Below are 22,625 nucleotides of genomic sequence, written 5' to 3'. Positions count from 1 at the left end.
ATGCAGTAACAGGTTACATTTTATAGTATGGGGAAGATGAAAATCAAGGAAATTTGCCCATCGGCCGTCAGGCCAAAGCCCTAGAATACGGATACCGCCTGTGATATAATCATCACCTAAGGAGTATTCTATTGGCCCCCATCCGTAATTCTGATTACCGAAAGTTTAAATAAATAAGCCATGTGCGGCATATGCGGGATCTTAGATTTCAATAAGTCCGGATCTGTCGATCCAAACTCGATCAAAAGGATGTGCGATGAATTGAGGCATCGCGGACCGGATGACGAGGGCTTATATTCAAACGGAAGGATCGGCCTGGGAATAAGGCGCTTAAGCGTCATAGATCTGGTTACCGGGCATCAGCCGGTCCATAATGAAGATAAAAAGATATGGGTTGTTATGAACGGCGAGATCTATAATTTCCGGGATTTAAGGGACGGGTTAGAGGGAAAGGGGCATAAGTTTTACACGAAGTCGGATACCGAGGTATTGGTCCATTTATACGAAGAATACGGCGAAAATTGCGTGCAGCATCTTCGCGGGATGTACGCTTTTGCGATCTGGGATGAGAGACGGGATAAACTGACCCTAGCAAGGGACAGGGTCGGGAAGAAACCTTTGTGTTATCGTTTGGAAAACGGGAGGATGGTCTTCGGCTCCGAGATCAAGTCGATACTGGCCGTTTCCGGAACGTCCCCTCGCATGGATCCGGAGGCTTTGGATCTCTACCTTACCTATAAGTATATTCCGGCCCCCAAGACCATCTTTCAGGGAATAAGGAAACTTCCTCCTGCCAGCATCCTGGTCTGGGAAGACGGGAAGATGACCATAAACGAATACTGGGATCTGAAATTTACGCCCAAGGGTGATTTCACGGAGGCCGAATGGGAAGAACGGATCATGGAGCGCTTAAGGGAGGCAGTAAAGATCCGCCTGGTAAGCGATGTGCCCCTGGGGGTCCTTTTAAGCGGCGGGGTAGATTCAAGCGCGGTCACCGCTTTGGCATCACAGCTTTCAGGCGGCCCGGTCAAGACCTTTTCGGCTGGTTTTGAAGAGGCCGATTTTTCCGAATTAGAATACGCCCGCCTTATCGCAAAACGCTTTAATACAGAGCACCGCGAATTTATCGTAAAACCTGAAGCGGCGGAGATCCTGCCGGAATTGATCTCGCATTACGGCGAGCCGTTTGCGGACGCATCTTGTATCCCGACTTTTTATTTGGCAAAATTGTCGAGGGAGTTCGTGACCGTCGCGCTCTCCGGCGATGGCGGGGACGAGAATTTTGCCGGCTACGGCTGGTACAACATCCATTCTTATTTCGCGCCGTTTAACGCCTTTCCGAGGTTTTTATTCGCCTTAAACGACTCCTTATTTAAAGCGATGGGTTTTGCGAGGAGCAGGTCCGTCCTGTTAAGGCGCCTTAAAAAAGCGATGAAGTACGGCAGGTTGGATCCCGTTCAACGATACGGAGAATGGGTATCATATTTTAACGAGGAATTAAAATCGCAACTTTATAATGAAAGGCTAAAAAAAGGATCGAGGAAAGAACGCGAGTATGGTCTATTGCTCGAATGCCTCAAAGGCGCCGGGGACCTGGGCGTATTGGACAAGCATCTCTACGTGGATATCAAAAATTACCTTCCGGGAGATCTATTGGTAAAGATGGATATCGCCTCGATGGCTAATTCGCTCGAAGTGCGTTCGCCTTTTTTAGACCATAAATTTTTGGAGTTTACCGCAACGATCCCCGCCGGATTGAAGCTGAAACGGGGAGAAGGAAAATATATCTTTAAGAAGGCCATGGAAGGATTGTTGCCGGAGGAGATATTGAACCGGAAAAAACAGGGTTTTTCGGTCCCGTTAAAGAAATGGATAGGCAAAGACCTGAGCGGCTTTATCGAGCGGACGCTGTTAAGCAAAGAGTCGGCGGTCGGAGAATATTTTAATACGGGTTTTATTAAGCAGATGCTGACGGACCACCGGAACGGAAGCGTAAATTATGCCGGCCACTTATGGGCGCTTACGAATTTTGAGATATGGCATAAAATATTCATCGAGAAAAAAGACTATGCCGGATAATTCGCGCAAACAAGAGATATTGGCTAAAGAGAGCCCCGATTTCTTAAGTTATTCGCGGCTCTATTTTTGGTGGAAGAAGAACAGGGTGATTTGCGATATCGTGCGCCGGGAATTAAGAAGCCGGAATATAAAAAATATCCTCGATCTGGGATGCGGCGTGGGCGACGATATCTTTTACCTGAACTCCAAATACGGCGCCGAATACGGTTTAACATTCAGCGGGGTAGATAAAAACGCCGAAAAGATAGAGTTTTGTGAGGCGCGGAAGGATTTCAGGGGAGACGGTAATGTAGAATTCAGCGTCGGGGATATAACTAAACTGGAACTAAAAGATTCCTCATGCGACTTAGCGATCTGTTCCGAGGTAATAGAGCATTTAACCCGGCCGTTGGACGCGATCAAGGAAATAAAAAGGGTCCTTAAAAATAACGGGGTGGCCGTAATCAGCACGCCGAACGAGTCCAATCCGATGATGAAAGTCAGGAGATCCTTATGGTTTTTGAAATCCCCAAAAGCTCAACTTGGGGATACTTCGGATGCCGGGCATATTTCGGTGTCCGGCTTGAATGATTGGGTCGGGGTCTTTAGGCGCGAAGGGTTTAAAATCGAGAAAATATGCAGGGGAAGCCTGCTTTTCGGGGGGCATCAAATCGATCCCCACAGGGCTTTATTTTTATTTGTCCTGTTTTTCGATATGGTCTTGGATCTCCTGCCTTTCGGAAAAAATTGGTCGGAAAATATAATCTTTTACCTAAGGAAGAGATGAGAATCTTCAATGTGTTATATGTAGACATATTCGGCGACTGGATAGGCGGCGGGCAGAGAAGCCTGATGGATCTGGCGAAGTCGTTAGATCTTGAGCGCTTCAATCCGGTCATAGTTTGCCCGGAGGAAGGCAAGTTTGTCGATTTGATCCGGAGTCATTCGATCGCCGTTGAAATCGTGCCGATGGGCACATTCAAGACGATAAATTTCATCTCCTGGGTTTTAACTTTTAATAAATTGGCGGCGCTTGTCAAAAAGCGCAAAATCGACTTAATCCACGTAAACGGCCTAAGGGCGGCGATCTATTGCGGCGCGGTGTCGAAGTATCTCAAGATCCCTCTCGTCTGGCATGTAAGGGTGCCGGAATCGGGGGGAGTCGCCGAAAAGGCGGCGTATGCTTTCGCTCATAAGATAATCGTGAATTCAAGGGCTGTCGGCAAAAAATTCGCGAATTGGCGGGGAAGCTCAGATAAGGTCACGGTCATATATAACGGGATAAATCTGGAAGAGTTCAAACCCGGCGAAAGGAAAAACAAGTCAGTTGCCGAATTCGGCTTCGGTGAAAATGATCCTTTAGTCGGCATAGTCGGAGAATTAAGCCCGAAAAAAGGCCAAAAATATTTTTTAGAAGCGGCTTCTAAAGTGATCAGGAGATCACCTCAGGTTAAATTTTTGATCGTAGGGGAAGAACATGGCAGCGGCGTATATAAAGGCGAATTGATCAGGTTGGCGGATAGGTTAAAGATCTCGTCGTCGGTTTATTTCCTGGGATTCCGGGATGATATAGCCGGGATATTGGATTCCCTGGCATTGTTAGTCCATTGCCCGGAGAGGGAGGGATTCGGAAGGGTAGTGGTGGAAGCGATGGCATTGAAAGTGCCGGTTGTCGCAACTAATGCCGGCGGGATACCTGAGATAATCAAAGACGGGGTGAATGGGTTTTTAATCCCTGTCGGTGAGCCGGAGACGCTGGCTAAGACGATATCAGGCCTGTTAAGGGATAAAGCGAGATCCGCGACCCTGGGAGAGGCCGGCAGAAAGACGGTCGAAGAATCATTCGATCTGAAGAATCAGATAAAAAAGATCGAAGGGATTTACCGGGAATTGCTTCAAGGGTATGAAATAGGCGCAATAAAACAATACGCGGATCTATTCTTGGATTCGCTTTGGGGCGACCGGAATGTTTTCGCAATCCAGCCGGAGCATCGGAAGCAGTTGAATGAATTCGCGGATTACCTTGCCGGAGGAAGTATAAACTTCCGGTCAACCGATAGTTTCCTTAAGGACAGGAACAATTTTTTGATAGAAAATTTTTCGACTTTCCTGATCTCCAAAAAGATTTTAAAGGGGTCCCGCTTATACCGGGATCTCGAAACCATCAAAAGGCAAATAAGGGAAAAGGCGGTAACCGGCAAAGATTACGATGAGCGCATATCGATACAGACGCCGGAGTCGTTGATCGGCGAATATTATGATCCCAGGGATCCCGAAAGGAAGAAGAGGCTGGAGATGATCTTGCAAAGTTTAAACGCCGCCGCCGGCGAAAAGATATTGGATTTAGGCTGCGGGGCCGGCGCCCTTGTTTACCATTCAGCGCTGGCGGGAGCTGCGGCTTGGGGGGTCGACTATTCAAATAAATCGATAGAAGCCGCCGCCCGGCTTTCCAGCCGTTATAACTTTAAGGATAAGGCGACATTCCTGGTCCGCGACGTCACAAACGGCGCCCTGCCTTTCGATGACGGATTTTTTGACAAAATCGTGGCGGCTGATTTTATCGAACATATAACCCATTTCGACAAGGAAAAGTTGATTAAAGAAGCGCGCCGGGTCCTAAAAACCGGAGGAACGCTGATAATCTATACGCCCAACGGGATAAGGGAGTTTTTTGGACATTTGAAGCGGCGTCTTTTGCGTGCGTTCAGGGCGGAAAATTATCTTTACGATAACACAAGGCTCCATTTCGGTCTAATTGACAGGTTCAGGTTTGAAGGCCTGTTAAGAAGGAACAACCTTATCTTTAAGAGGTATCGTGTCGATATTACACGGCCATATTTGGCGGCTACGCCCTTGCTTAACGACCTTTTAAGCGCTAATTTTTTGTGGGTGATTAAAAAGAGCGGTAAATTATAAGGTATAGATAATGGAAGAAGTCAACTGCGATATATGCGGGATCAACGGGACGAAAAATATAGTAAGCTCGGATAAATTTAATGTCGTCCAATGCCAGGGGTGCGGCTTGGTATATATGAACCCGAGGCCGGATAAGTCGTGGTTAAGTGAATACTATATCAACTATTACTCGGATCTAAAGGGCCATTATGAAGAAGAGAGGTTGTATAAGTGCCGCTTTAAAGAGCGATTGGACGCGATAAAAAAATTTAAAGACGAAGGCAGGCTATTAGACATTGGCTGCGGCGTCGGATTTTTTTTGCAATCGGCTAAAGAGAGGAAATGGCGAGTATCCGGGATAGAATTTTCACCGTTGTCGGCGGATATGGCCCGGGCTGCCGGCGTAGATGTGCTTACGGACTCGATCGAGGACGCGGATCTGGAGAGCGACTCCTTCGACGTGATCACGATGTGGCACGTGATAGAACATTTACGGCGCCCCTCAGAGGCCCTGAAGAAAGTTTATCGCGCGTTGAAAAAAGGGGGCGTATTAGCCCTTGAGACCCCTAATATTGATTATTATTTTAAATTTAAGGCCGATAAATTAAATGATGTTTTACGTCGCGAACACCTCTATAACTTTTCGAGCCGTACATTAACCCGCTTGTTGGAAAATTCAGGATTTACCGTTTTAAATTTAGAACAAAGGCCGTCGGGGACGGACCTGGGCGGGATGCTGAAAAAATACCGAGTTAAAGGTTATTTGGTAAAGCATCTGCCTTTTTTGTCCATGATCAGGAAACCTTTGATGCGATTCAGGGGTTTGTTAGGCAAAAACGAGGTTATCGTTGCTTACGCAAAAAAATAGGATCAAAAAGATCTTGATCCTGCGGCTAGACCGCATAGGAGATATAGCGCTTTCTACGCCGGCGATCAAAGCGGTGAGGAAATCTTTTCCGGAAGCGCACATCGCGGTGATGGTCAAGGAGGAATACAGGGACTTACTTATGAACGATCCCGCCATAAATGAGGTTATCGGCTGCAAGCCCTTTTGGGATCTTAAGTTCATCGGGGGATTACGGGATAGGAAGTTCGATCTAGCCGTCGACCTGATCATGGCTTGGGATTATAAAAGCGCCTTATTGGCTTATTTGAGCGGGGCCCCTTATCGGGCAGGCTACGATATCGCGGGCAGGGGCATATTTTTCAATATAAAGGCCGGACACGGCAAAGAGAAGAAACATCTCGTTGAAAATAATATGGACGTCATAAGAAAGCTGGGAATAGTGCCCGGCGGGGAGAAGCCTCAACTTCATGTCGCCCCGCAGGATTCGGCATTTGTTAAGGATCTTTTATCATCGCAGGGCATTGATCAGGGCGAAATTTTAGTCGGCATCCATCTTGGAGGGTATTATCCATCGCAACGCTGGCCGGCGGAGAGAGCCGCCGGACTCTCCGATGAAATAATCAAAAGATACCCTGCGAAGGTGGTCCTTATCGGGGGGCCGGAAGAAAGGGATCTGGTCGAAAGGGCCACGGGATCGATGAAGGTAAAAGCTATTGTCGTAAAAGACATCTCTTTGGAGCATTTAATGGCGCTGATCCAGCGGTGCCAACTTTTGGTCTGTAATAATTCCGGCCCTTTGCATATCGCCTGCGCATTAGGGGTGCCCACGGTATCGACTATGGGGCCGACTTTACCCTGGCGGTGGCGCCCTGTCGGAGAAAATCACATTGTCCTGCGGAAGGACCTGCCTTGCAGCCCATGCGAAAAAGGTTTTTGCAAGACGCACGAATGTATGGAATTAATTACAGTAGAGGAGATGTTAGATGCGGTTGACAGGCAGATGAAAATTTTGGTGAAGAATAAATGTGCGGAATCTACGGCGCGATAGGGATCCGGGATCCTTCGCTTTTGGAGCGCATGGGCGCGGCCACATTTTATCGCGGCCCCGATGAAAGCGGCGCCTATTTGGATGATAATGTCTCATTGGGCGTGCGAAGATTAAAGATAATCGGATTAGAATGCGGGCAACAGCCGATACACGATGAGGATCAGGCGCTTTGGCTCGTTTATAACGGCGAGATATATAATTTTCAAGAGTTACGGTATTCCCTTGAGGCGAAGGGGCATAAATTTTATACAAAGACAGACGGCGAGGTGATCGTACACCTCTATGAGGAATACGGCGAGGATTGCGTAAAGCATTTAAGAGGGATGTTCGCCTTCGCTATCTGGGATAAAAAAAATAAGAACTTATTTTTGGCGAGGGACAGGATCGGGATAAAACCGCTTTATTATACATCTGTTGACGGAGTTTTGTATTTTGCCTCAGAACTCAAGGCCTTATTGGAGGCAGATGTGATCAAGAAAGAGATAAATCATGAGGCGATACATAATTTCTTGATCTTTCTTTATGTGCCGGCGCCTTTGACTATTTTTAATTCTGTTTTTAAGTTGCCGGCAGGGCATATCTTAAGGTTCAGGAACGGCAATTATTCGACAGAAAAATATTGGGACTTGGAACCGAACGTAAATGAAGAGAAAAACGAGATCTTTTATCTCGACAAGATATATGATCTATTGCAAGAGGCGGTAAAGTTACATTTAATAAGCGATGTGCCTTTGGGGGTCTTTTTAAGCGGAGGAGTGGATTCGAGCGTTTTAGTAAGCGTTATGGCGGGCCTGACAAATCAACCGATAAAGACTTTTAGTATCGGATACGGAAGAAAAGATGAAGATTATAACGAGCTGAAATATGCCCGCCTGGTCAGTGAATGCTTCGGCACGGAGCATAGGGAGTTTATTGTCGAGCCGAATGAGATCGGGCTCCTGCCGAAACTTGCCTGGCATTTCGATGAGCCATTCGCGGATTCATCCGCGATCCCCACTTTTTTAATTTCACAATTAGCGAGGAAAGACATAACGGTCGCCTTAAGCGGCATCGGCGGAGATGAGGCCTTTGGGGGATATCCCAGGTATTTAGGCGCTTATATTTCCGAATATTATCAACGCCTGCCGGACATTATTAGAAAGGCGGCGTATAAAGCGGCATCCCTGTTTCCCGAGAGCACACAGAACAGGGATCTTTTTGGCTGGGCGCGGAGGTTCGCCAGGGGCGGGCTCCTGTCTTTTGAAGCGAGGTATCTCGATTGGGTGACTTTCCTGCGGCCGGACGAGATGAACAAACTCTACACGGCAGGTTTTATCGCAAAATTGAAGGATGCCGACCCGGTTAAGGATAAGTCGGATTATTTCGGCGGGGACAGATCGATGGAAAGGATCTTTTGTTTTGATATAAAAACCTATCTCGCCGACGATCTGCTCTTTATGGCTGATAAAATGAGCATGGCGAATTCGCTGGAATTGCGAGTGCCATATTGCGACCACAAAGTGATGGAGTTTGCCGCCTCGATCCCTTACGGATTAAAACTCAAAGGGCTTAAATTAAAATACCTGTTAAAGAAGTCCTTCAGGGATCTGCTGCCCCGGGAGATCCTGGCCCGGCGAAAACAAGGTTTTATGATCCCCATAGGCAGATGGATAAAACAGGACCTGAAAGGCATGGCAGAAGATCTCTTGTCCAGGCGGCAGATCGAGAAGCGCGGCTATTTCAATTACGAATATATCCGCCAGATCCTGGATCAGCATTACTCCGGGAAACGGAATTTCACCGACAGGATCTGGGCGCTTATGAATCTGGAGATGTGGCACAGGATATATATAGACAAGGATTGCCGGCTAAATAAAGATATGGATATGGCGGTTGAAGAGATCGCCTCAACCGCGGGGAGGCGTTTCCCCGAGCCTGTAAAGGACGGTTTTAAGGACGTCAAAAAGATCCTTGTCATAAACTTAGCGGGCATAGGAGACGTTGTGATGTCGACCCCTGCCTTGAGGGCATTGAGAAAGAGATTTCCGTCGGCCTTTATCTCATTTCTTACGGTCCCCCGTTCCGCCGGCATCCTCAGGGGCAGCTTGGATGTGAACGAGATCTTGACCTTAGATGCGGAAAAACCGAATATAAAAGATGCCTTAAGGTTGTTGATAAGCTTAAGGAAAGTCAAATACGATATGCTGATCAACCTTTACGAGATAGGTTCGCTTCTCGGCACCATTAAAATGGCATCTATTTTCTGGTTTGTGGGAGGAAAATATAAGGTCGGACGAAATACCGGGGGATTAGGCTTCTTCTTAAATCGTAAAATTTTTGAAAGCGGCCGGCAAAAAAGGCATACGGTTGAGTCGATGCTGGACATCCCGAGATTTTTAGGCGGCAAGGCGGACGGGAAAGGCACGGAGATACCGCTTGAAAAAGATGAGATAGATTTCGCCCATGATTACCTTAAGTCGCGTGATATTTCCGATGGGGACCTGTTGTTCGGGCTCCATAAAGACGCTAAAAGGCCGAGCAGGCGCTGGCCGGATGAAAATTGGGATATTCTGGCAAAAGAATTAAAATTAAGATACGGGGCAAAGATAATTTTTACGCCCGGCGCCGGTGAATTTAATTTAAAACAATTTGCCGCCATCCTTAAAAGGTTCGACCTTTTCATCACAAATGATACCGGGGTCATGCATATCGCCGCGGCCATAGGCACGCCCATGGTGGCTTTGTTCGGACCGTCGGACGTCCATAAGTTCCGGCCTTACGCCGAGAGCGGTAAATTTGCGATCGTAAGGAAATACGCCGGTTGTAAACGGCCTTGCTATGAGAATGATTGCGCCGATAAGGGCTGTATGGAGCGCATTGCGCCTGAAGATGTCCTGATAGCGGCGGAGAGAGTATTAAATGAAAAAAAGATTAAAAGTCCTTCATGTAATTACGCGCTTAGATAAAGGCGGTTCTTCGGAGAATACCCTGTTGACCGCCTCCGGCCTGGATAAGGGAAGGTTTGATGTAACCTTGGTCTTCGGGAAGACTAACGACCCCGATGGCCGGGTAAGAAGGGCTTTGTCCGATAACGGGATAAATTACCGGGTAGTCCCCCGGCTAGTAAGACAGGTAGCCCCCTGGAGCGACCTGATCGCCTTTTTGAAATTATGCGCAATAATAAAGAAAGGGAATTTCGACATAGTCCACACCCATACGTCAAAAGCAGGCATCCTGGGCAGGTGGGCAGCGAAGTTAGCCGGCGTCAAGGCCATAATCCACACCCCGCATGGCCATATCTTCTATGGTTATTTTGGCCCGGCAAGGAACAGGTTGTTCATCATTTTGGAGCGGCTCACGGCGCGTATCACCGACAGGATAATCACGTTGACCCAAAGAGGGAAAGACGAGCACGTTAGATTCAGGATATCGAAGGCCGATAAATTCGTGCCTATTTATAGCGGAGTAGAATTGGAAAAGTTCATAGACTCGAACTATGACCCTGCGCGGACGAGGGAATCGCTCGGCATCCCGCCAAACGGGCCGGTAATAGGGACCATAACGAGGCTCGAGCCGGTAAAAGGGAACATGTATTTTATCGAAGCGATACCTCAGGTCATCAGGATCTTTCCGGATTTAAAAGTTATAATAACGGGCGATGGAGCGCAAAGGCGCGCGATAGAAAACAGGATCAAGGAGCTTTCTTTATCCCGGAATATCATTCTCCGCGGCGCAACGAATGATGCCCCGAGGGCGTTGTCTGCGTTGGACATATTTGTCCTGGCTTCTTTAAATGAAGGAATGGGAAGATGCCTGCTTGAGGCTATGGCCCTGTCCATACCGATAATCGCGACGGATGTCGGCGGGGTATCTGAAATTGTCGAGAATGGAGTGAATGGGATCTTAGTTCCTTCGAAAGATGCGGCCGCGCTGGCGCAAGCTATAATATCTTTACTGAGAGATAAGGCTCGCGCCAAAGAGATGGGCAAGGCGGGTAAAAATAAGCTCAACCGGTTTTTTAGCGCTAAAGCTATGGTGGAAAAGATAGAGGCGTTATACGAAGAACTCATATAAATTTCGCATAGTGAACGGCAGCCTGATATTACCCGGTAAGATCGAACGGGGCAAGACACTTTTCGTAAATAACGGAAGGATCTCGCCGGCCGGCGGGGTCCCTGCCAAGGACTGCGAGGTCTTGGACGCCAAAGGCCTTTTCGTTTCACCAGGTTTCATAGATATGCACGTCCACGGCATATTCGCCGATAAGGCCGCCGCTCTGGACGGTCCGGGCCTGAAAGAGATGTGCGTCCGGCTGGCTAAACATGGGGTCACCGGTTTTCTCGCTACTACAGTTTCATCCCCGCCTTCGACGCTCTTGAAGACCGTAAGAATAGTCAAAAACTTCATCGAAGACAATCCCGGAACGAATCTTTTGGGCGTCCATTTTGAGGGGCCGTTTGTTAACCCCCGGGCCGGTGGCGCCCAGAACCGTAAGTACATACGCCCGTTCGACCCTTCAGGGATGGAGGATGTCTTTTCCGAGGGTAAAGGGATCATAAAGGCCGTGACGTTCGCGCCCGAGGTAAAGGGCGGGATGCGCCTGCTGAAGGCGTTAACGGCCCGCGGCATCAAACCGTTTATCGGCCATTCGGCCGCCGGCTATAAGGAAGTCGAGGCCGCCGCCGCGAAAGGCGCCACGCATATCACCCATATTTTTAATGCTATGCCCGTTTTACACCACCGGGAACCCGGTCTCATAGGCGCGGCGCTTACTATCGATAATATTACCGCGGACATCATAGCCGACGGCATCCACGTCGATCCCTCCGCCGTAAAATTAGCGGTTGAGGCCAAGGGAACCGGTAAACTCGTCCTTATTTCCGACGGGATAGGAAGCGGCGGCAAAACCCTCATGCTTGGCGGCCTGAAGGTGCGCGTAAAGGGCAAAGAAGCGCGGCTCGATAACGGTAAGTTGGCCGGAAGCGTCATAGGCCTCAACGACGCGGTCAGGAATATAATGAAGTTCGCCGGCGTAAGCCTTCCCGAGGCTGTCTGTATGGCGAGCCTTAATCCGGCGCGCATCCTCGGTATCGACGGCAGGAAGGGTTCTCTCGAGCCCGGGAAAGACGCCGATATCGTGATATTCGACCAGGATTTGAGGATCAGGCACACGTTCATAAAGGGGAATGCCTGGAACTGATGATCCGGGACTGACCGTTCCCGCTACCAAAATATTTTCCAATCTGGTATAATTACTTCCATGACCTTCTTTATAATCCTTATCGCGGTCTTCCTCGCGATGAACGTCGGGGCGAACAACGCAGCCGCCGAGATGGAGGCGGCCTACAGGACCGGCGTGCGCACGAAGAAGGAAGCGCTGATATTGATCGCGATCTTCGTCATCCTCGGCGCGATAATATCCGGCCTTCCCGTCCTGAAGACCCTGAGCGAAGGCATAGTCCCCATCCGGACATTCAAATCCTATTTCTATATCGTCTTTGTCGTCATGGCCGTCGCGGCCGCTTACGATTTTATATCCAGCATATTCAAGGTATCCATTCCCACTACCTACGCCATCGTCTCTTCCATCGCGGCGGTAGGCATATATTACGAGACTATGTCTGTCGAGAAATATACCGATATCCTCGCCTGGTGGGTTCTTTCGCCTATCTGCGTATTCGGCGCCGCGTTCGCCATCGGGAAACTGCTTAATTCCAGGGCCGTCAAAGAGTACCGTCACCTGAAAGAGAAGAAGGGCAGGGCCCTGCTCGGGGCGCTCCTTACCTTTTCCGGGTGCTATGTGGCCTTCGCGGGCGGGGCGAACGGCGTCGGAAAGGCGATGGCCCCCGTAGTCGCGGTCGGTTTCATAGATACCAGGTGGGGCATACTGATCGCGGGCATAGGTATCGCGGCGGGAGCCCTTATCTTCGGAAAGGCGGCGCTCGAGACCGACGAGAGGGAGCTTGGGGAGATAGGTTTTGTCAGGGCGATAATCATCGAGCTGATATGCGCCACCGCGCTTTTGGCCGCGTCGATAAGCGGGATCCCGCTTTCCGTCTCCGTGACCGTGACCGCGAGCCTGACCGGCCTCGGCTGCGCCGACATGGGGATCATGCCGAGCATGAAGAAACATCATGCCGTAAGGAACCTCCTGATGTGGCTTATAGTGCCTTTTACGTCCGCGTGGCTTACCTATTTCCTTTTGCACCTCCTTAAGGTCATATTGAAATGAAATTATCCCTGAAAAAAGTCCACATCGCAGAAATGATAGAACACGCGAAACACGAATTCCCGAACGAGGCCTGCGGCCTCCTGGCAGGAAAGAGCAGGAAGGTAAGCAAGGTCTACCGGATGGCGAATACCGAAAGGGGCGGGATGAGATACGCGATAGCGCTTAAGGAGCAATTCGACGCGGCCAGGGACATGCGTTCACAGGACCTGGATATGGTCGCGATCTACCATTCGCATCCGAATGTCCGGCCCTATCCCTCTTTCCGCGATATCCAGCTCGCGATGCATCCCGAGTGTTCCTATGTCATCGTCTCGCTTATCAACGGCATGCCCGAGGTCCGATCCTTCAGGATAAGGAAGGGCATGGTCGAGGAGGAAGAGATAGATGCCGGCTGAGCTCACTTCCGTCCAGCGGGAGAGATACAGGAAACATCTCATCTCCGATATGATAAGAGAAAAAGGCCAGAAAAAACTTTTGTCTTCAAAGGCGCTGATAATAGGCCTAGGCGGCCTCGGTTCGCCGGCCGCTTTATATCTTGCGTCCTGCGGGGTGGGGACGATAGGCATTGTCGACAGCGATGACCTCGAGCTTTCTAACCTCCACAGGCAGGTATTATATTCCACCGGAGATATAGGCAAGCCGAAAACCTCTATGGCCGAAAAGAGACTGAAGGAAATGAATCCTGATATCGATATCAGGGCTACAAAAGCCAGGGTGGCCGCAGATAATGCGAAAGACATGTTAAAAGATTACGATGTAATTCTCGACTGCACCGATAATTTCGAGACGAAATACCTTATCAATGACACGTGCGTTTCTCTGGGTAAGGCCCTCGTGCACGGCGGCATTTACGCCTTCGACGGGCAGGCGACATTCATATTGCCGGGGAGGGGACCATGTTACAGGTGCATCTTTCCCGAGTTGCCCGGCCCCGAGGCGTTCCGCAATTGCCAGCAGGCCGGCATCCTTGGTTCGGCCCCGGCGGTCATCGGCTCTGTTCAGGCGAACGAAGCGTTGAAATACCTTCTCGGGATAGGGAAGAACCTCGTCGGGAGGCTGTTAAGGTACGACGCGCTTACCGGCGAGATCAGGATATCGGAGTATAAAAAAAATGAAAAATGCCCTGTTTGCGGCGGGAAATAATCTGATATGACAGCCAGATTTGAGTTATGGGCGATATTCGGCATCGCGATAACCGCGATGCTCTTTGTCGACCTGTTCGTCGTGAACAGGAAGTCGCACGCGATCTCGGTCAAGGAGGCGCTGAAGTGGGTCGCCATCTGGGTCGGTGCCGCGCTGATTTTTTGCGCGGGGATATTCTTTCTTATGGGGAAGGTGAAGGCCCTCGAATTCCTTACCGGTTATATCCTCGAAGAATCACTGAGCGTCGACAACCTTTTCGTCTTCATAATGATATTTGAATATTTCCACGTCCCCCGCACTTTCCAGCCGCGCGTGCTCAAGTGGGGGATAATCGGCGCCATAGTGTTGAGGGCCCTGTTCATCGTCGCGGGAGTAGGGCTCTTCACGAGGTTCGACTGGATAACATACGTTTTTGGCGCGTTCCTTGTTTTTACCGCGGTCAAGCTCGTGTTGAGGAAAGAGGAAAAATTCGAACCCGAGAAGAACCCTTTATTGCGCCTGTTCAGGAGGTTCTTCCGCGTCTCCCAGGAATACCATGAAGACAGGTTTTTTGTGCTGCATAACGGCGTCTGGGCGGCGACCCCTCTTTTTATCGCGCTGCTCCTGATAGAATCGAGCGATGTGATATTCGCGATGGACTCGATACCCGCGATCCTCGCCATCACCAAGGACCCTTTTATCGTATATACTTCCAATATATTCGCGATACTCGGCCTGCGTTCGCTGTTTTTCGTGATATCCGGAATGATGTCTGTCTTCCGTTATCTAAAGATGGGCATCTCGGCAATACTCTGTTTCGTGGGCATCAAGATGCTCATCTCCCATTTTATGGAAATAGATATCCGCGTCTCGCTGGCGGTCATATTCGGATTATTGGCCGTATCGATACTCGCTTCCGTCATCCATAAAGAAAAAGGAGACAAGTAGATGTCCGAGCTCAGGGAGAACCTCGCTACCAAAAGGTGGGTGGCAATCGCCACCGAAAGGGCGAAGAGATCCGACGATTTCAAAAAAGGCAAAGAATTACCGGCGCCGCGGCCGGCGTATGACGGAAAATGCCCGTTCTGCGAAGGGAATGAGACCCCGGACCAGACCGAGGCCTTCTCGATCCGCGACCCGGGGACAAAGCCCGGAGAAAAAGGATGGAAGATAAGGGTGATACCTAATAAATACCCGGTGCTTGTCCCTCCGCAAAAAGGCGCGGCTATCGAGGTGAAAAGGCATAAGTCCGGCATATACCTCCATATGGAAGGGATCGGAAAGCATGAGGTCGTGATCGAGAGCCCCGCCCACAACAAGACTATCGCGACGATGACTCCCTCCGAGGTCGAGGCCGTCATAAAGGCGTACCATGAGAGATACCTCGCCCTCGACTGGGACCCGGCGTATAAACAGGTCATAATATTCCGTAACCAGGGCGCCGGCGCCGGGGCCTCGCAGCTGCATCCTCACTCGCAGATAATCGCGACGGCGATGATGCCGCAGCATATGAGGTATGCCCTTATTGAGGCGCAAAGATACTATGACGAGCTCGGCAAGTGCGTCTTCTGTGACATGATAAAATGCGAGCTCACAGAGAAAGAACGGCTGGTCATGCAGAACGACAAGTTCGTCGCGTTCGTCCCATACGCGGCACTGCTCCCTTACGAGACCTGGATATTGCCGCTCAAGCATTCGACCTCGTTCGCCGACCTGGCTCCCGGGGATATAGCGCCGCTCGCCCAGATACTGCGCGACATCCTCGCAAAATTATATTACGGCCTTAATAACCCCGATTACAATTATTGCATAAGGAGCGTGCCCCATTACTCGGCGAGCGAGCCGTATTACCACTGGCATATACAGATACTACCGCGCCTTACTACGCCGGCGGGCTTTGAGATCGGCTCGGGTATGGCCGTAAATGTCACGCTGCCGGAAGAGTCGGCTAAGTTCCTGCGCGAATTCAAGATCGGGACGCCATGAGATCAGCCATCGCGCCGGTATTATTGCTCTGTTTGTTATTCCTGCCCGCGGCCGAAGCCGCCTCCGGCAAGACGGTCCCCCCTAAGCTCGACGGATGGTACCTGGTCTGGCACGATGAGTTCGACGGCGACAAGGTCGACCCCGCAAAGTGGAGGGTCGAAGACGCCGCGCTCGTTAAGAACAAAGAACTGGAATATTATTCTCCGTGGAACGTCTATATAAAAGACGGAAAACTTATTTTAAAGAGCGAGAAGAAAGAACGGGGGGGCCGGCCCTACACTTCGGGGCTTGTCGAGACGAAAGGCAGGTACTCTTTTGAATACGGCCGCGTCGAGGTCCGCGCCAAGCTCCCCGGCACAAAGGGCATGTGGCCTGCCCATTGGATGATGCCGGCGAAGGGCGGGTGGCCCCCGGAGATAGATATAATGGAACTCGTAGGGAGCAAACCGAACGTGATACACATGACGAACCACTACGGCGAATTCCCGCGCAACCGTTACGATTCCAAGGTTTTCACCGGCCCCGATTACACGAAAGGTTTCCACGTCTTCGCGCTTGAATGGGAGGAAGGCGAGCTGCGCTGGTATATAGACGGCGTCCGGCATTTTTCCGTTACGAGGAACGTCCCGCACGGCCCTTTTTATATAATACTCAATACCGCGGTAGGGGGGACGATGCCGAGCAACCCGGACGAGACGACGGTCTTCCCGCAATACCACGAGATCGATTATGTCCGCGTCTACATGAAGGAAATACCGGGGACATATTTTCTTATGACATCTGCCGTGAACGGAAAGATAGCGGTCGAGCCGAGGCTTCCAAGGTATAAAAAGGGCGATAAGGTCAAAGTCACCGCTGTTCCCGGGATAGGCTATAAATTCGTAAGCTGGAACGGGGACGCTAACCTGGGCAACGACAGCTCCGGCACGATCCTGATGAACAGGCACAAGACGATAACCGCGAATTTTACGCCCGACCCCAACGCGCCGAAACTCCTTTCGCGCGGCAAGAAAGCGGTTGCCTCGACCGCCGAAGGCCCCGAACTGTCAGCCGGGAACGCCGTCGACGGGGATATGGGCACCCGCTGGTCGTCCGAATTCTTCGACCCCCAGTGGATATATATAGACCTAGGCAAGCCCCGCGTGATAGAGGCTGTCCGGCTCGAATGGGAGAACGCGTCAGCGAGGGCGTTCAAACTCCAGGTCTCTGACGATGCCAGGAGATGGAGGACCGTCTACTCAACCGATAACGGGGCAGGGGGGACGGAGGAGATAACCGGCCTGGACGTTACCGGCAGGTATGTGCGCGTCTACGGCTCTGAGCGCAGGTCAAAGTACGGTTTTTCGCTCTGGGAGTTCGAGGTCTTCGGCAAAGAGCCGCCTTCCGTTATGTAAGCGGGCCCAAACCTACAATTTCCTTGACAAAATCCGGGATATAGTTATAATTATCTTATTGAGTGAGCGCTCACTCAATAAAGGAGACCATGGCAAACGGAACGGCTGTACATACCGACACAAGGCAGAAGATCATAAACGCGACCTTGCTTGTTACCGCCAGGTACGGTTTCGACAGGGCGACGACAGGGGAGATATCCCGCACCGCCGGCGTCTCCGAGGGTATAATTTACCATTATTTCAGGAGCAAGCGGGAGCTTTACGTAAACATGATAAAGGAAAGGGCCGCTAATTACAGGCAGGCCCTCGATAAGGAGCTGGCCGGAGCAGGAAGCCCGAAGGAAAAACTCGACCGGCTTATAGATTTTCATTTCGAGCATTTTACAGGCAGGAAGAGCATGTTCCACGGCGTACTCGACAGGACAAGCGATACGCCGTTAATAAATGAGCAGCTGATAAAGATAGCTATGGCGCCCTACTGCAGGATGATCGCGGAGATAATAAAAGAGGGCATCAAGGCCGGGGAATTCAAGGAGGCCGAATCGCAGCCTGCCGCATTCAGCCTGTTGGGGATGATGCAGCTCCCTGCGATCGTGATGCATTTCGGCCACGCCGGATTTTCCCCCCGGGACGCGGCGGATAACGTCAAAAAAATATTCTTCGGAGGCATATTAAAATGAAAAAACATTTGAAGAGAGGCATCGTTTTATTGGCAGTCATTATTTTATTTGCGACGGTAGCCTTCTATATAATGCCGCGGAAGGCGCCGAAGGGAGTCTTCCAGACGACCGGCATCCTCGAGGCGACCGAGGTCAACCTGGCTCCCAGGATATCGGAGCGCGTAAAGGAAGTCCGGTTCCATGAAGGCGATCGCGTAAAGGACGGGGAGGTCGTGGTCGTCCTCGATGACCGGAAAGAAAAAGCCCAATTCGAGCAGGCCCAGGCCGACCTTGAAGTGGCGAAGGCGAACGTGCTCAACGCGGATGCCAACATAGAAAAGGCCAAGGTAAAGATAGAGGATACCGAGCGGGACCTCGGCAGGTACGGTAAACTTCTCGAGAAGAAGCTCGTGGCGCAGAACGATGTCGACAAGGCGAAAACCGCGTACGATACGGCGGTCGCAGACTTAAACGGGATGGTTGCTCAGAAAATACTCGCTGAGGCAACCATAAAGCAATCCGAGGCCGCCTTAAAGGTCGCCAAGACGAACCTGGACGATACGGTGATATATTCCACTTTATCCGGGATGGTGGTTTTGAGGGCATTTGAGCCGGGAGAGATGGCTTCGAACGGCGCGACGATCTTGACCATTATCGACCTGTCGGATGTATGGGTGCGCGTAGACGTAGAAGAGACCGCCGTCTCAAAGATAAAACTCGGCGATATCGCGAAGGTCAAGGTAGATTCCCTGCCCGGATGGGAGTTCAAGGGGCGTGTCACCGAAATAAACAGCGAAGGCGAGTTCGCGACCCAGCGTGACGTGAAAAGAGGCAGGCAGGACATAAAGACTTTCAGGGTAAAGGTCAAAATAGACGAGCCGGAAGGACTGTTGAAGCAGGGCATGACTGCTACGGCTACCTTCGGGGGATAAGGACGGAATGGCATACGCGGCGGAAGTAAAAAATATAGTCAAAAAATTCCCGTCGGTCACAGCGGTCGACGATGTCAGCTTCTCCGTCGAAGAGGGCGAGATATTCGGTTTCCTCGGCCCAAACGGCGCCGGCAAGACGACATTGATAAGGATACTCACCTGCCTGATGAAGCCGACATCGGGCCAGGCGAATATAAGGGGCATCGATGTCGTCAAGCACCCGTCGCTCGTGAGGCGCAATATCGGCGTCGTCTCGCAGGCGCTTACCAGCGACCTCGACCTGACGGCTTATGAGAACCTGAATATCTACGGGAAATATTTCGATGTGCCGAAGAAAGAGCGCAAACAGAGCATAGATTACCTGCTCGGCAAGGTTGATTTGAAGGACAGGGCTAAAGAGCTCGTCGCGACATATTCCGGAGGCATGAGGCGGCGCCTAGAGATAGCGCGCGGGCTCATACATAAGCCGTATATCCTGTTCCTCGATGAGCCGACGATCGGGCTCGACCCGCAGTCGCGCCGCGTGATATGGGAACTGCTTCAGAAGATACGCAAGGAGACGGGGCTTACGATATTCATCACGACCCATTACATGGACGAGGCCGATATCCTCTGCGACAGGATAGGGATAATCGATTACGGCAAGATCGTGGCCCTCGACTCGCCGGCCAACCTCAAACGGAGCATAGGAGGTTTCGATATAATCGAGGTGTCGCTCAGCAACTTTACGCCTGCAGTCATGGAAAAATTGAAGGCGATGAAATTCATCAGAGAGATCGCCGAAAAAGACGAGATGCTCAGGATCTCGGTCGATGACGCGGCAAAATCGATGTCGGTCCTGATCGATGAATTCAAGAAGATGGGCACCACGATCCTCTACCTGGCCATACACGAGCAGTCCCTGGAAGACGTATTTATCCATTATACGGGCAAGACGATAAGGGAGGCCGAGGTCCAAAAGGTGAACTTCTTTATAGGGGCGGGTGCCCCGAGGCAGATGCCGGGAGGCAGATTGTGAGGGCGCTTGCGGTAACCGAAAGGGACCTCAAGAGGTTCATACGCAACCCGTTCGTAATAGTAGCGAGCATATTCATGCCTCTTATGTACCTTGTCATAATGGGCAGTTCATTCCAGGGCGAACTCAAGCACCTTCCGGTCCTCCTGGTCGACCAGGATAACGGCCCTTATGCCAGGCGCGTGGTCGAATTGCTGCAGGCGCTCGAGGACGGCCCCCACACTCTCGAGATCACGAGAGAGAACGACCAAAAGAAGGCGGTCGATATGGTAAGGGACGGTTTCTATAAAGGGGTCATAATAATACCGCCGGATTTCAGCAAAAATGTCGTCAAGAACGTGGAACCGCAGGTCGGGCTTCTGCTGGATAACACCGATTCGATATCCGCGGGAAGCATTTCAGGCGTGGTCTCGAGGGCGATGGTTTACCTCAAGTCCGATTATTTGGCGGTCCGCCCGGACAGGTCGAGGCCGCAATTGCGCTCGATAGAGCTCTATAAGAAGATAGACTACGACGCTTCGCTGGTACCGGGCATAATAGTCATGGCGATATTCATGGGAACGACGTTCACCGGGGCATTCAGCCTCGTCATGGATAAGTTCCTCGGCATACACGAAAGTTACCTGTCGACGCCGCTTACCCGGTTCGACCTCGTCGCCGGCACGATAATGAGCGGAGTGCTTATCACGACGATAATGTCGATAATAGTCATGATAGGCGGCCTTCTGATAACAGGGATAAAGCTTGCGGGAGGCATAAGCACTGTCCTGCTCCTGCTGGTCACGATGGTGATCACCGCCCTCGGGCTGTTGAGCATGATATTCACGGTCCTGGGACGGGCGGACCATCCTAGGATAGTCGGCGTGCTGGTCGGTTTCCTGAACGTAATATTTTATTTTCCGAGCGGAGCGGTCTATCCTATAGAGAGCCTTCCGAATTGGTTAAGGGCTTTCGCGAGAGTCAATCCCGAGGCGTACGCGGTCCACGCTTTTAAGGAACTCATTCTTAAGGGCTCCGGTTTCACGGCGGTCCGGGGCGACCTTATCTTCCTCACGGCATTTATCGTGGTTATGTTATTTTTAGCGACGCTGACATTTAAAAGGACGATGTGATGGCGTATATAAGGAAGATCGCTGTATTAACAGTATTATTTACGGCCCTGATATCCGGCCGCGTTTATGCCGAGGATATCCCGACCTTGACCCTGGATGACTGCGTCAAGGCCGCGCTCGCGAACAACCCGAAATTAAAAGAAGCTGTTGCCAATGTCGACCTGAATAAGGCCGGGATCGGCTCGGCGAAATCCGCTTACCTGCCGCAGATCTCCACGACAGGTAGCTACATACATTATGATACCTCGAAGGTAGCCTTCGGTTCTTTCGCGCTTTCGGGCAACGTCACTAATGCCTTTCCCGCCGTCGATAAGAGATACGAGGTCTTGTCGGAAAACACCGCTGTAAGCCAGCTTATCTGGGATTTCGGGCAGACGCTGAACAGGATCAAGTTTGCCAACGAGACGCTCTCGGCCTCGCAGTATGAATTTCTCGAGACGCAGGAGAACACGATACTTAACGCCGAGAAGGGATATTTCGACGCCATGCGCGCGCAGCTCCTGCTTGAGGCGGCGAAGGATAACTTTGAGATGATGAAAGTCCATCTCGGACGCACAGAAGGATTTTTCGAGGTGGGATACCGGCAGGCCTATGACGTTACGAAGGACGAGGTCAACGTCGCTAACGCGAACCTCGACCTCGTGACCGCGAAGAAGAATTTCGAGATGTCCAAGGTGACGCTCAATAATATAATGGGAAATACCGGCGGGACGGCATACCGGGTGGTCGAGATCGGTGATTTCAAGCCGGACGAGATAAACCTTGAGGAGGCGCTTAAGTCAGCTGCGTCAAACCGCGTAGAGCTCTCGAAGCTGCAGGCGAGGGCGAGGGCGGCCCAGGCCGACCTCGCGGCCAAGAAGAAAGGCAATTGGCCGGTCATATCCGTAGGCGGCAGCCACCAGGTAAGCGACACATCGACGCCAGGAGTCGGCAACGTCCAGAGTTGGAACGCAGGGCCCCAGATCAGCTGGCCGTGGTTCGACGGCTTCAAGACAAAGTCTGAAGTGGAGGCCGCGCAAGCGAACCTTATGTTAGCCCAGATAGGGATCCAGGATGAGACTTTGAACATAGCGCTCGAGGTCCAGAGCGCGGTGCTTTCCCTCGGCGAGGCGAAGGAGCGGATCGCCGCGACGCAGAAGCTCCTCCAACAATCGAAAGAGTATCTCGATATAGCCAGCGCCAGGTACGATGAAGGCCTCGGCTCGATAATAGAAGTGACAGACGCCGAGAACTCGGTCGTCTCGGCCAGGCAGGGCCATGCCTCCGCGATCGCCGACTACCTGACCGCCTCCGCGTCATACCAAAAATCCATCGGCGTCATCTCCCAGGGCATAGTAAAGTAAATT

19 protein-coding genes are annotated in these 22,625 nt (G+C 51.1%); all 19 read left to right on the top strand.

Annotated features, from left to right (window positions below):
* Positions 1–180: 180 nt before the first annotated feature.
* The 19 genes from asnB (PHO67_05675) (at position 181) to PHO67_05585 (ending at position 22,622) form a co-directional block, all read left to right on the top strand.
* Positions 181–2,079, top strand: a complete 1,899-nt coding sequence (gene asnB, locus PHO67_05675) for an asparagine synthase (glutamine-hydrolyzing) (GenBank protein MDD5546625.1) — start codon at positions 181–183, stop codon at positions 2,077–2,079.
* Positions 2,069–2,845: a class I SAM-dependent methyltransferase gene (locus PHO67_05670; GenBank protein MDD5546624.1), complete on the top strand. Its 777-nt coding sequence runs from the start codon at positions 2,069–2,071 to the stop codon at positions 2,843–2,845. The genes asnB (PHO67_05675) and PHO67_05670 overlap by 11 nt, the downstream gene beginning before the upstream one ends.
* Positions 2,842–4,974 carry a glycosyltransferase gene (locus PHO67_05665; GenBank protein MDD5546623.1) on the top strand — a complete coding sequence of 711 codons (2,133 nt, stop codon included), beginning with the start codon at positions 2,842–2,844 and terminating at the stop codon, positions 4,972–4,974. The genes PHO67_05670 and PHO67_05665 overlap by 4 nt, the downstream gene beginning before the upstream one ends.
* A 10-nt stretch (positions 4,975–4,984) precedes the next feature.
* Positions 4,985–5,821 (top strand): class I SAM-dependent methyltransferase, encoded by an 837-nt coding sequence (locus tag PHO67_05660; protein ID MDD5546622.1) that lies wholly within the window; start codon positions 4,985–4,987, stop codon positions 5,819–5,821.
* A gap of 13 nt (positions 5,822–5,834) precedes the next feature.
* A complete protein-coding gene (locus PHO67_05655) occupies positions 5,835–6,848 on the top strand; it encodes a glycosyltransferase family 9 protein (protein ID MDD5546621.1) in 1,014 nt (337 codons plus the stop codon).
* Positions 6,824–9,793, top strand: a complete 2,970-nt coding sequence (gene asnB / locus PHO67_05650; GenBank protein MDD5546620.1) for an asparagine synthase (glutamine-hydrolyzing) — start codon at positions 6,824–6,826, stop codon at positions 9,791–9,793. The genes PHO67_05655 and asnB (PHO67_05650) overlap by 25 nt, the downstream gene beginning before the upstream one ends.
* The gene (locus PHO67_05645) at positions 9,747–10,901 is read left to right on the top strand and encodes a glycosyltransferase family 4 protein (protein ID MDD5546619.1); all 1,155 of its coding nucleotides are present in this window, start codon (positions 9,747–9,749) and stop codon (positions 10,899–10,901) included. Before asnB (PHO67_05650) ends, PHO67_05645 begins: the two co-directional genes overlap by 47 nt.
* A gap of 10 nt (positions 10,902–10,911) precedes the next feature.
* Entirely contained in the window at positions 10,912–12,027 is a 1,116-nt protein-coding gene (nagA, locus tag PHO67_05640) for an N-acetylglucosamine-6-phosphate deacetylase (GenBank protein ID MDD5546618.1), read from the top strand.
* 60 nt (positions 12,028–12,087) lie between these two features.
* Positions 12,088–13,059, top strand: a complete 972-nt coding sequence (locus PHO67_05635) for an inorganic phosphate transporter (GenBank protein ID MDD5546617.1) — start codon at positions 12,088–12,090, stop codon at positions 13,057–13,059.
* Positions 13,056–13,454 carry a M67 family metallopeptidase gene (locus tag PHO67_05630; protein MDD5546616.1) on the top strand — a complete coding sequence of 133 codons (399 nt, stop codon included), beginning with the start codon at positions 13,056–13,058 and terminating at the stop codon, positions 13,452–13,454. Before PHO67_05635 ends, PHO67_05630 begins: the two co-directional genes overlap by 4 nt.
* Complete coding sequence (locus PHO67_05625; protein ID MDD5546615.1) at positions 13,444–14,202, top strand: HesA/MoeB/ThiF family protein; 759 nt, start codon at positions 13,444–13,446, stop codon at positions 14,200–14,202. The genes PHO67_05630 and PHO67_05625 overlap by 11 nt, the downstream gene beginning before the upstream one ends.
* A 6-nt stretch (positions 14,203–14,208) precedes the next feature.
* A complete protein-coding gene (locus PHO67_05620; protein ID MDD5546614.1) occupies positions 14,209–15,129 on the top strand; it encodes a TerC family protein in 921 nt (306 codons plus the stop codon).
* Positions 15,130–16,167: a galactose-1-phosphate uridylyltransferase gene (gene galT, locus PHO67_05615; protein MDD5546613.1), complete on the top strand. Its 1,038-nt coding sequence runs from the start codon at positions 15,130–15,132 to the stop codon at positions 16,165–16,167.
* Positions 16,164–17,561, top strand: coding sequence for a family 16 glycosylhydrolase (locus PHO67_05610; GenBank protein MDD5546612.1), 1,398 nt, complete (start codon positions 16,164–16,166; stop codon positions 17,559–17,561). Before galT ends, PHO67_05610 begins: the two co-directional genes overlap by 4 nt.
* A gap of 89 nt (positions 17,562–17,650) precedes the next feature.
* Positions 17,651–18,241, top strand: coding sequence for a TetR/AcrR family transcriptional regulator (locus tag PHO67_05605; protein MDD5546611.1), 591 nt, complete (start codon positions 17,651–17,653; stop codon positions 18,239–18,241).
* Positions 18,238–19,152 (top strand): efflux RND transporter periplasmic adaptor subunit, encoded by a 915-nt coding sequence (locus PHO67_05600; protein ID MDD5546610.1) that lies wholly within the window; start codon positions 18,238–18,240, stop codon positions 19,150–19,152. The genes PHO67_05605 and PHO67_05600 overlap by 4 nt, the downstream gene beginning before the upstream one ends.
* A gap of 7 nt (positions 19,153–19,159) precedes the next feature.
* Positions 19,160–20,170: an ATP-binding cassette domain-containing protein gene (locus PHO67_05595; GenBank protein ID MDD5546609.1), complete on the top strand. Its 1,011-nt coding sequence runs from the start codon at positions 19,160–19,162 to the stop codon at positions 20,168–20,170.
* Positions 20,167–21,279 carry an ABC transporter permease gene (locus tag PHO67_05590; GenBank protein ID MDD5546608.1) on the top strand — a complete coding sequence of 371 codons (1,113 nt, stop codon included), beginning with the start codon at positions 20,167–20,169 and terminating at the stop codon, positions 21,277–21,279. Before PHO67_05595 ends, PHO67_05590 begins: the two co-directional genes overlap by 4 nt.
* A complete protein-coding gene (locus PHO67_05585; GenBank protein ID MDD5546607.1) occupies positions 21,279–22,622 on the top strand; it encodes a TolC family protein in 1,344 nt (447 codons plus the stop codon). Before PHO67_05590 ends, PHO67_05585 begins: the two co-directional genes overlap by 1 nt.
* Positions 22,623–22,625: the final 3 nt, after the last annotated feature.

It is taken from the genome of Candidatus Omnitrophota bacterium (genome assembly GCA_028716565.1).
GTDB lineage: Bacteria > Omnitrophota > Gorgyraeia > Pluralincolimonadales > Pluralincolimonadaceae > Pluralincolimonas.
Note: the sequence above shows the minus strand (reverse complement) of the source record. Positions and strands in the feature narration are given on the sequence as shown.

Coding starts and splice junctions, on each gene's coding strand:
- PHO67_05670 (MDD5546624.1), top strand. CDS start 2,069: ATGCCGGATAATTCGCGCAAACAAGAGATATTGGCTAAAGAGAGCCCC.
- galT (MDD5546613.1), top strand. CDS start 15,130: ATGTCCGAGCTCAGGGAGAACCTCGCTACCAAAAGGTGGGTGGCAATC.
- PHO67_05645 (MDD5546619.1), top strand. CDS start 9,747: ATGAAAAAAAGATTAAAAGTCCTTCATGTAATTACGCGCTTAGATAAA.
- asnB (MDD5546625.1), top strand. CDS start 181: ATGTGCGGCATATGCGGGATCTTAGATTTCAATAAGTCCGGATCTGTC.
- PHO67_05635 (MDD5546617.1), top strand. CDS start 12,088: ATGACCTTCTTTATAATCCTTATCGCGGTCTTCCTCGCGATGAACGTC.
- PHO67_05600 (MDD5546610.1), top strand. CDS start 18,238: ATGAAAAAACATTTGAAGAGAGGCATCGTTTTATTGGCAGTCATTATT.
- PHO67_05610 (MDD5546612.1), top strand. CDS start 16,164: ATGAGATCAGCCATCGCGCCGGTATTATTGCTCTGTTTGTTATTCCTG.
- PHO67_05665 (MDD5546623.1), top strand. CDS start 2,842: ATGAGAATCTTCAATGTGTTATATGTAGACATATTCGGCGACTGGATA.
- PHO67_05625 (MDD5546615.1), top strand. CDS start 13,444: ATGCCGGCTGAGCTCACTTCCGTCCAGCGGGAGAGATACAGGAAACAT.
- PHO67_05660 (MDD5546622.1), top strand. CDS start 4,985: ATGGAAGAAGTCAACTGCGATATATGCGGGATCAACGGGACGAAAAAT.
- PHO67_05620 (MDD5546614.1), top strand. CDS start 14,209: ATGACAGCCAGATTTGAGTTATGGGCGATATTCGGCATCGCGATAACC.
- PHO67_05585 (MDD5546607.1), top strand. CDS start 21,279: ATGGCGTATATAAGGAAGATCGCTGTATTAACAGTATTATTTACGGCC.
- PHO67_05595 (MDD5546609.1), top strand. CDS start 19,160: ATGGCATACGCGGCGGAAGTAAAAAATATAGTCAAAAAATTCCCGTCG.
- PHO67_05605 (MDD5546611.1), top strand. CDS start 17,651: ATGGCAAACGGAACGGCTGTACATACCGACACAAGGCAGAAGATCATA.
- PHO67_05630 (MDD5546616.1), top strand. CDS start 13,056: ATGAAATTATCCCTGAAAAAAGTCCACATCGCAGAAATGATAGAACAC.
- asnB (MDD5546620.1), top strand. CDS start 6,824: ATGTGCGGAATCTACGGCGCGATAGGGATCCGGGATCCTTCGCTTTTG.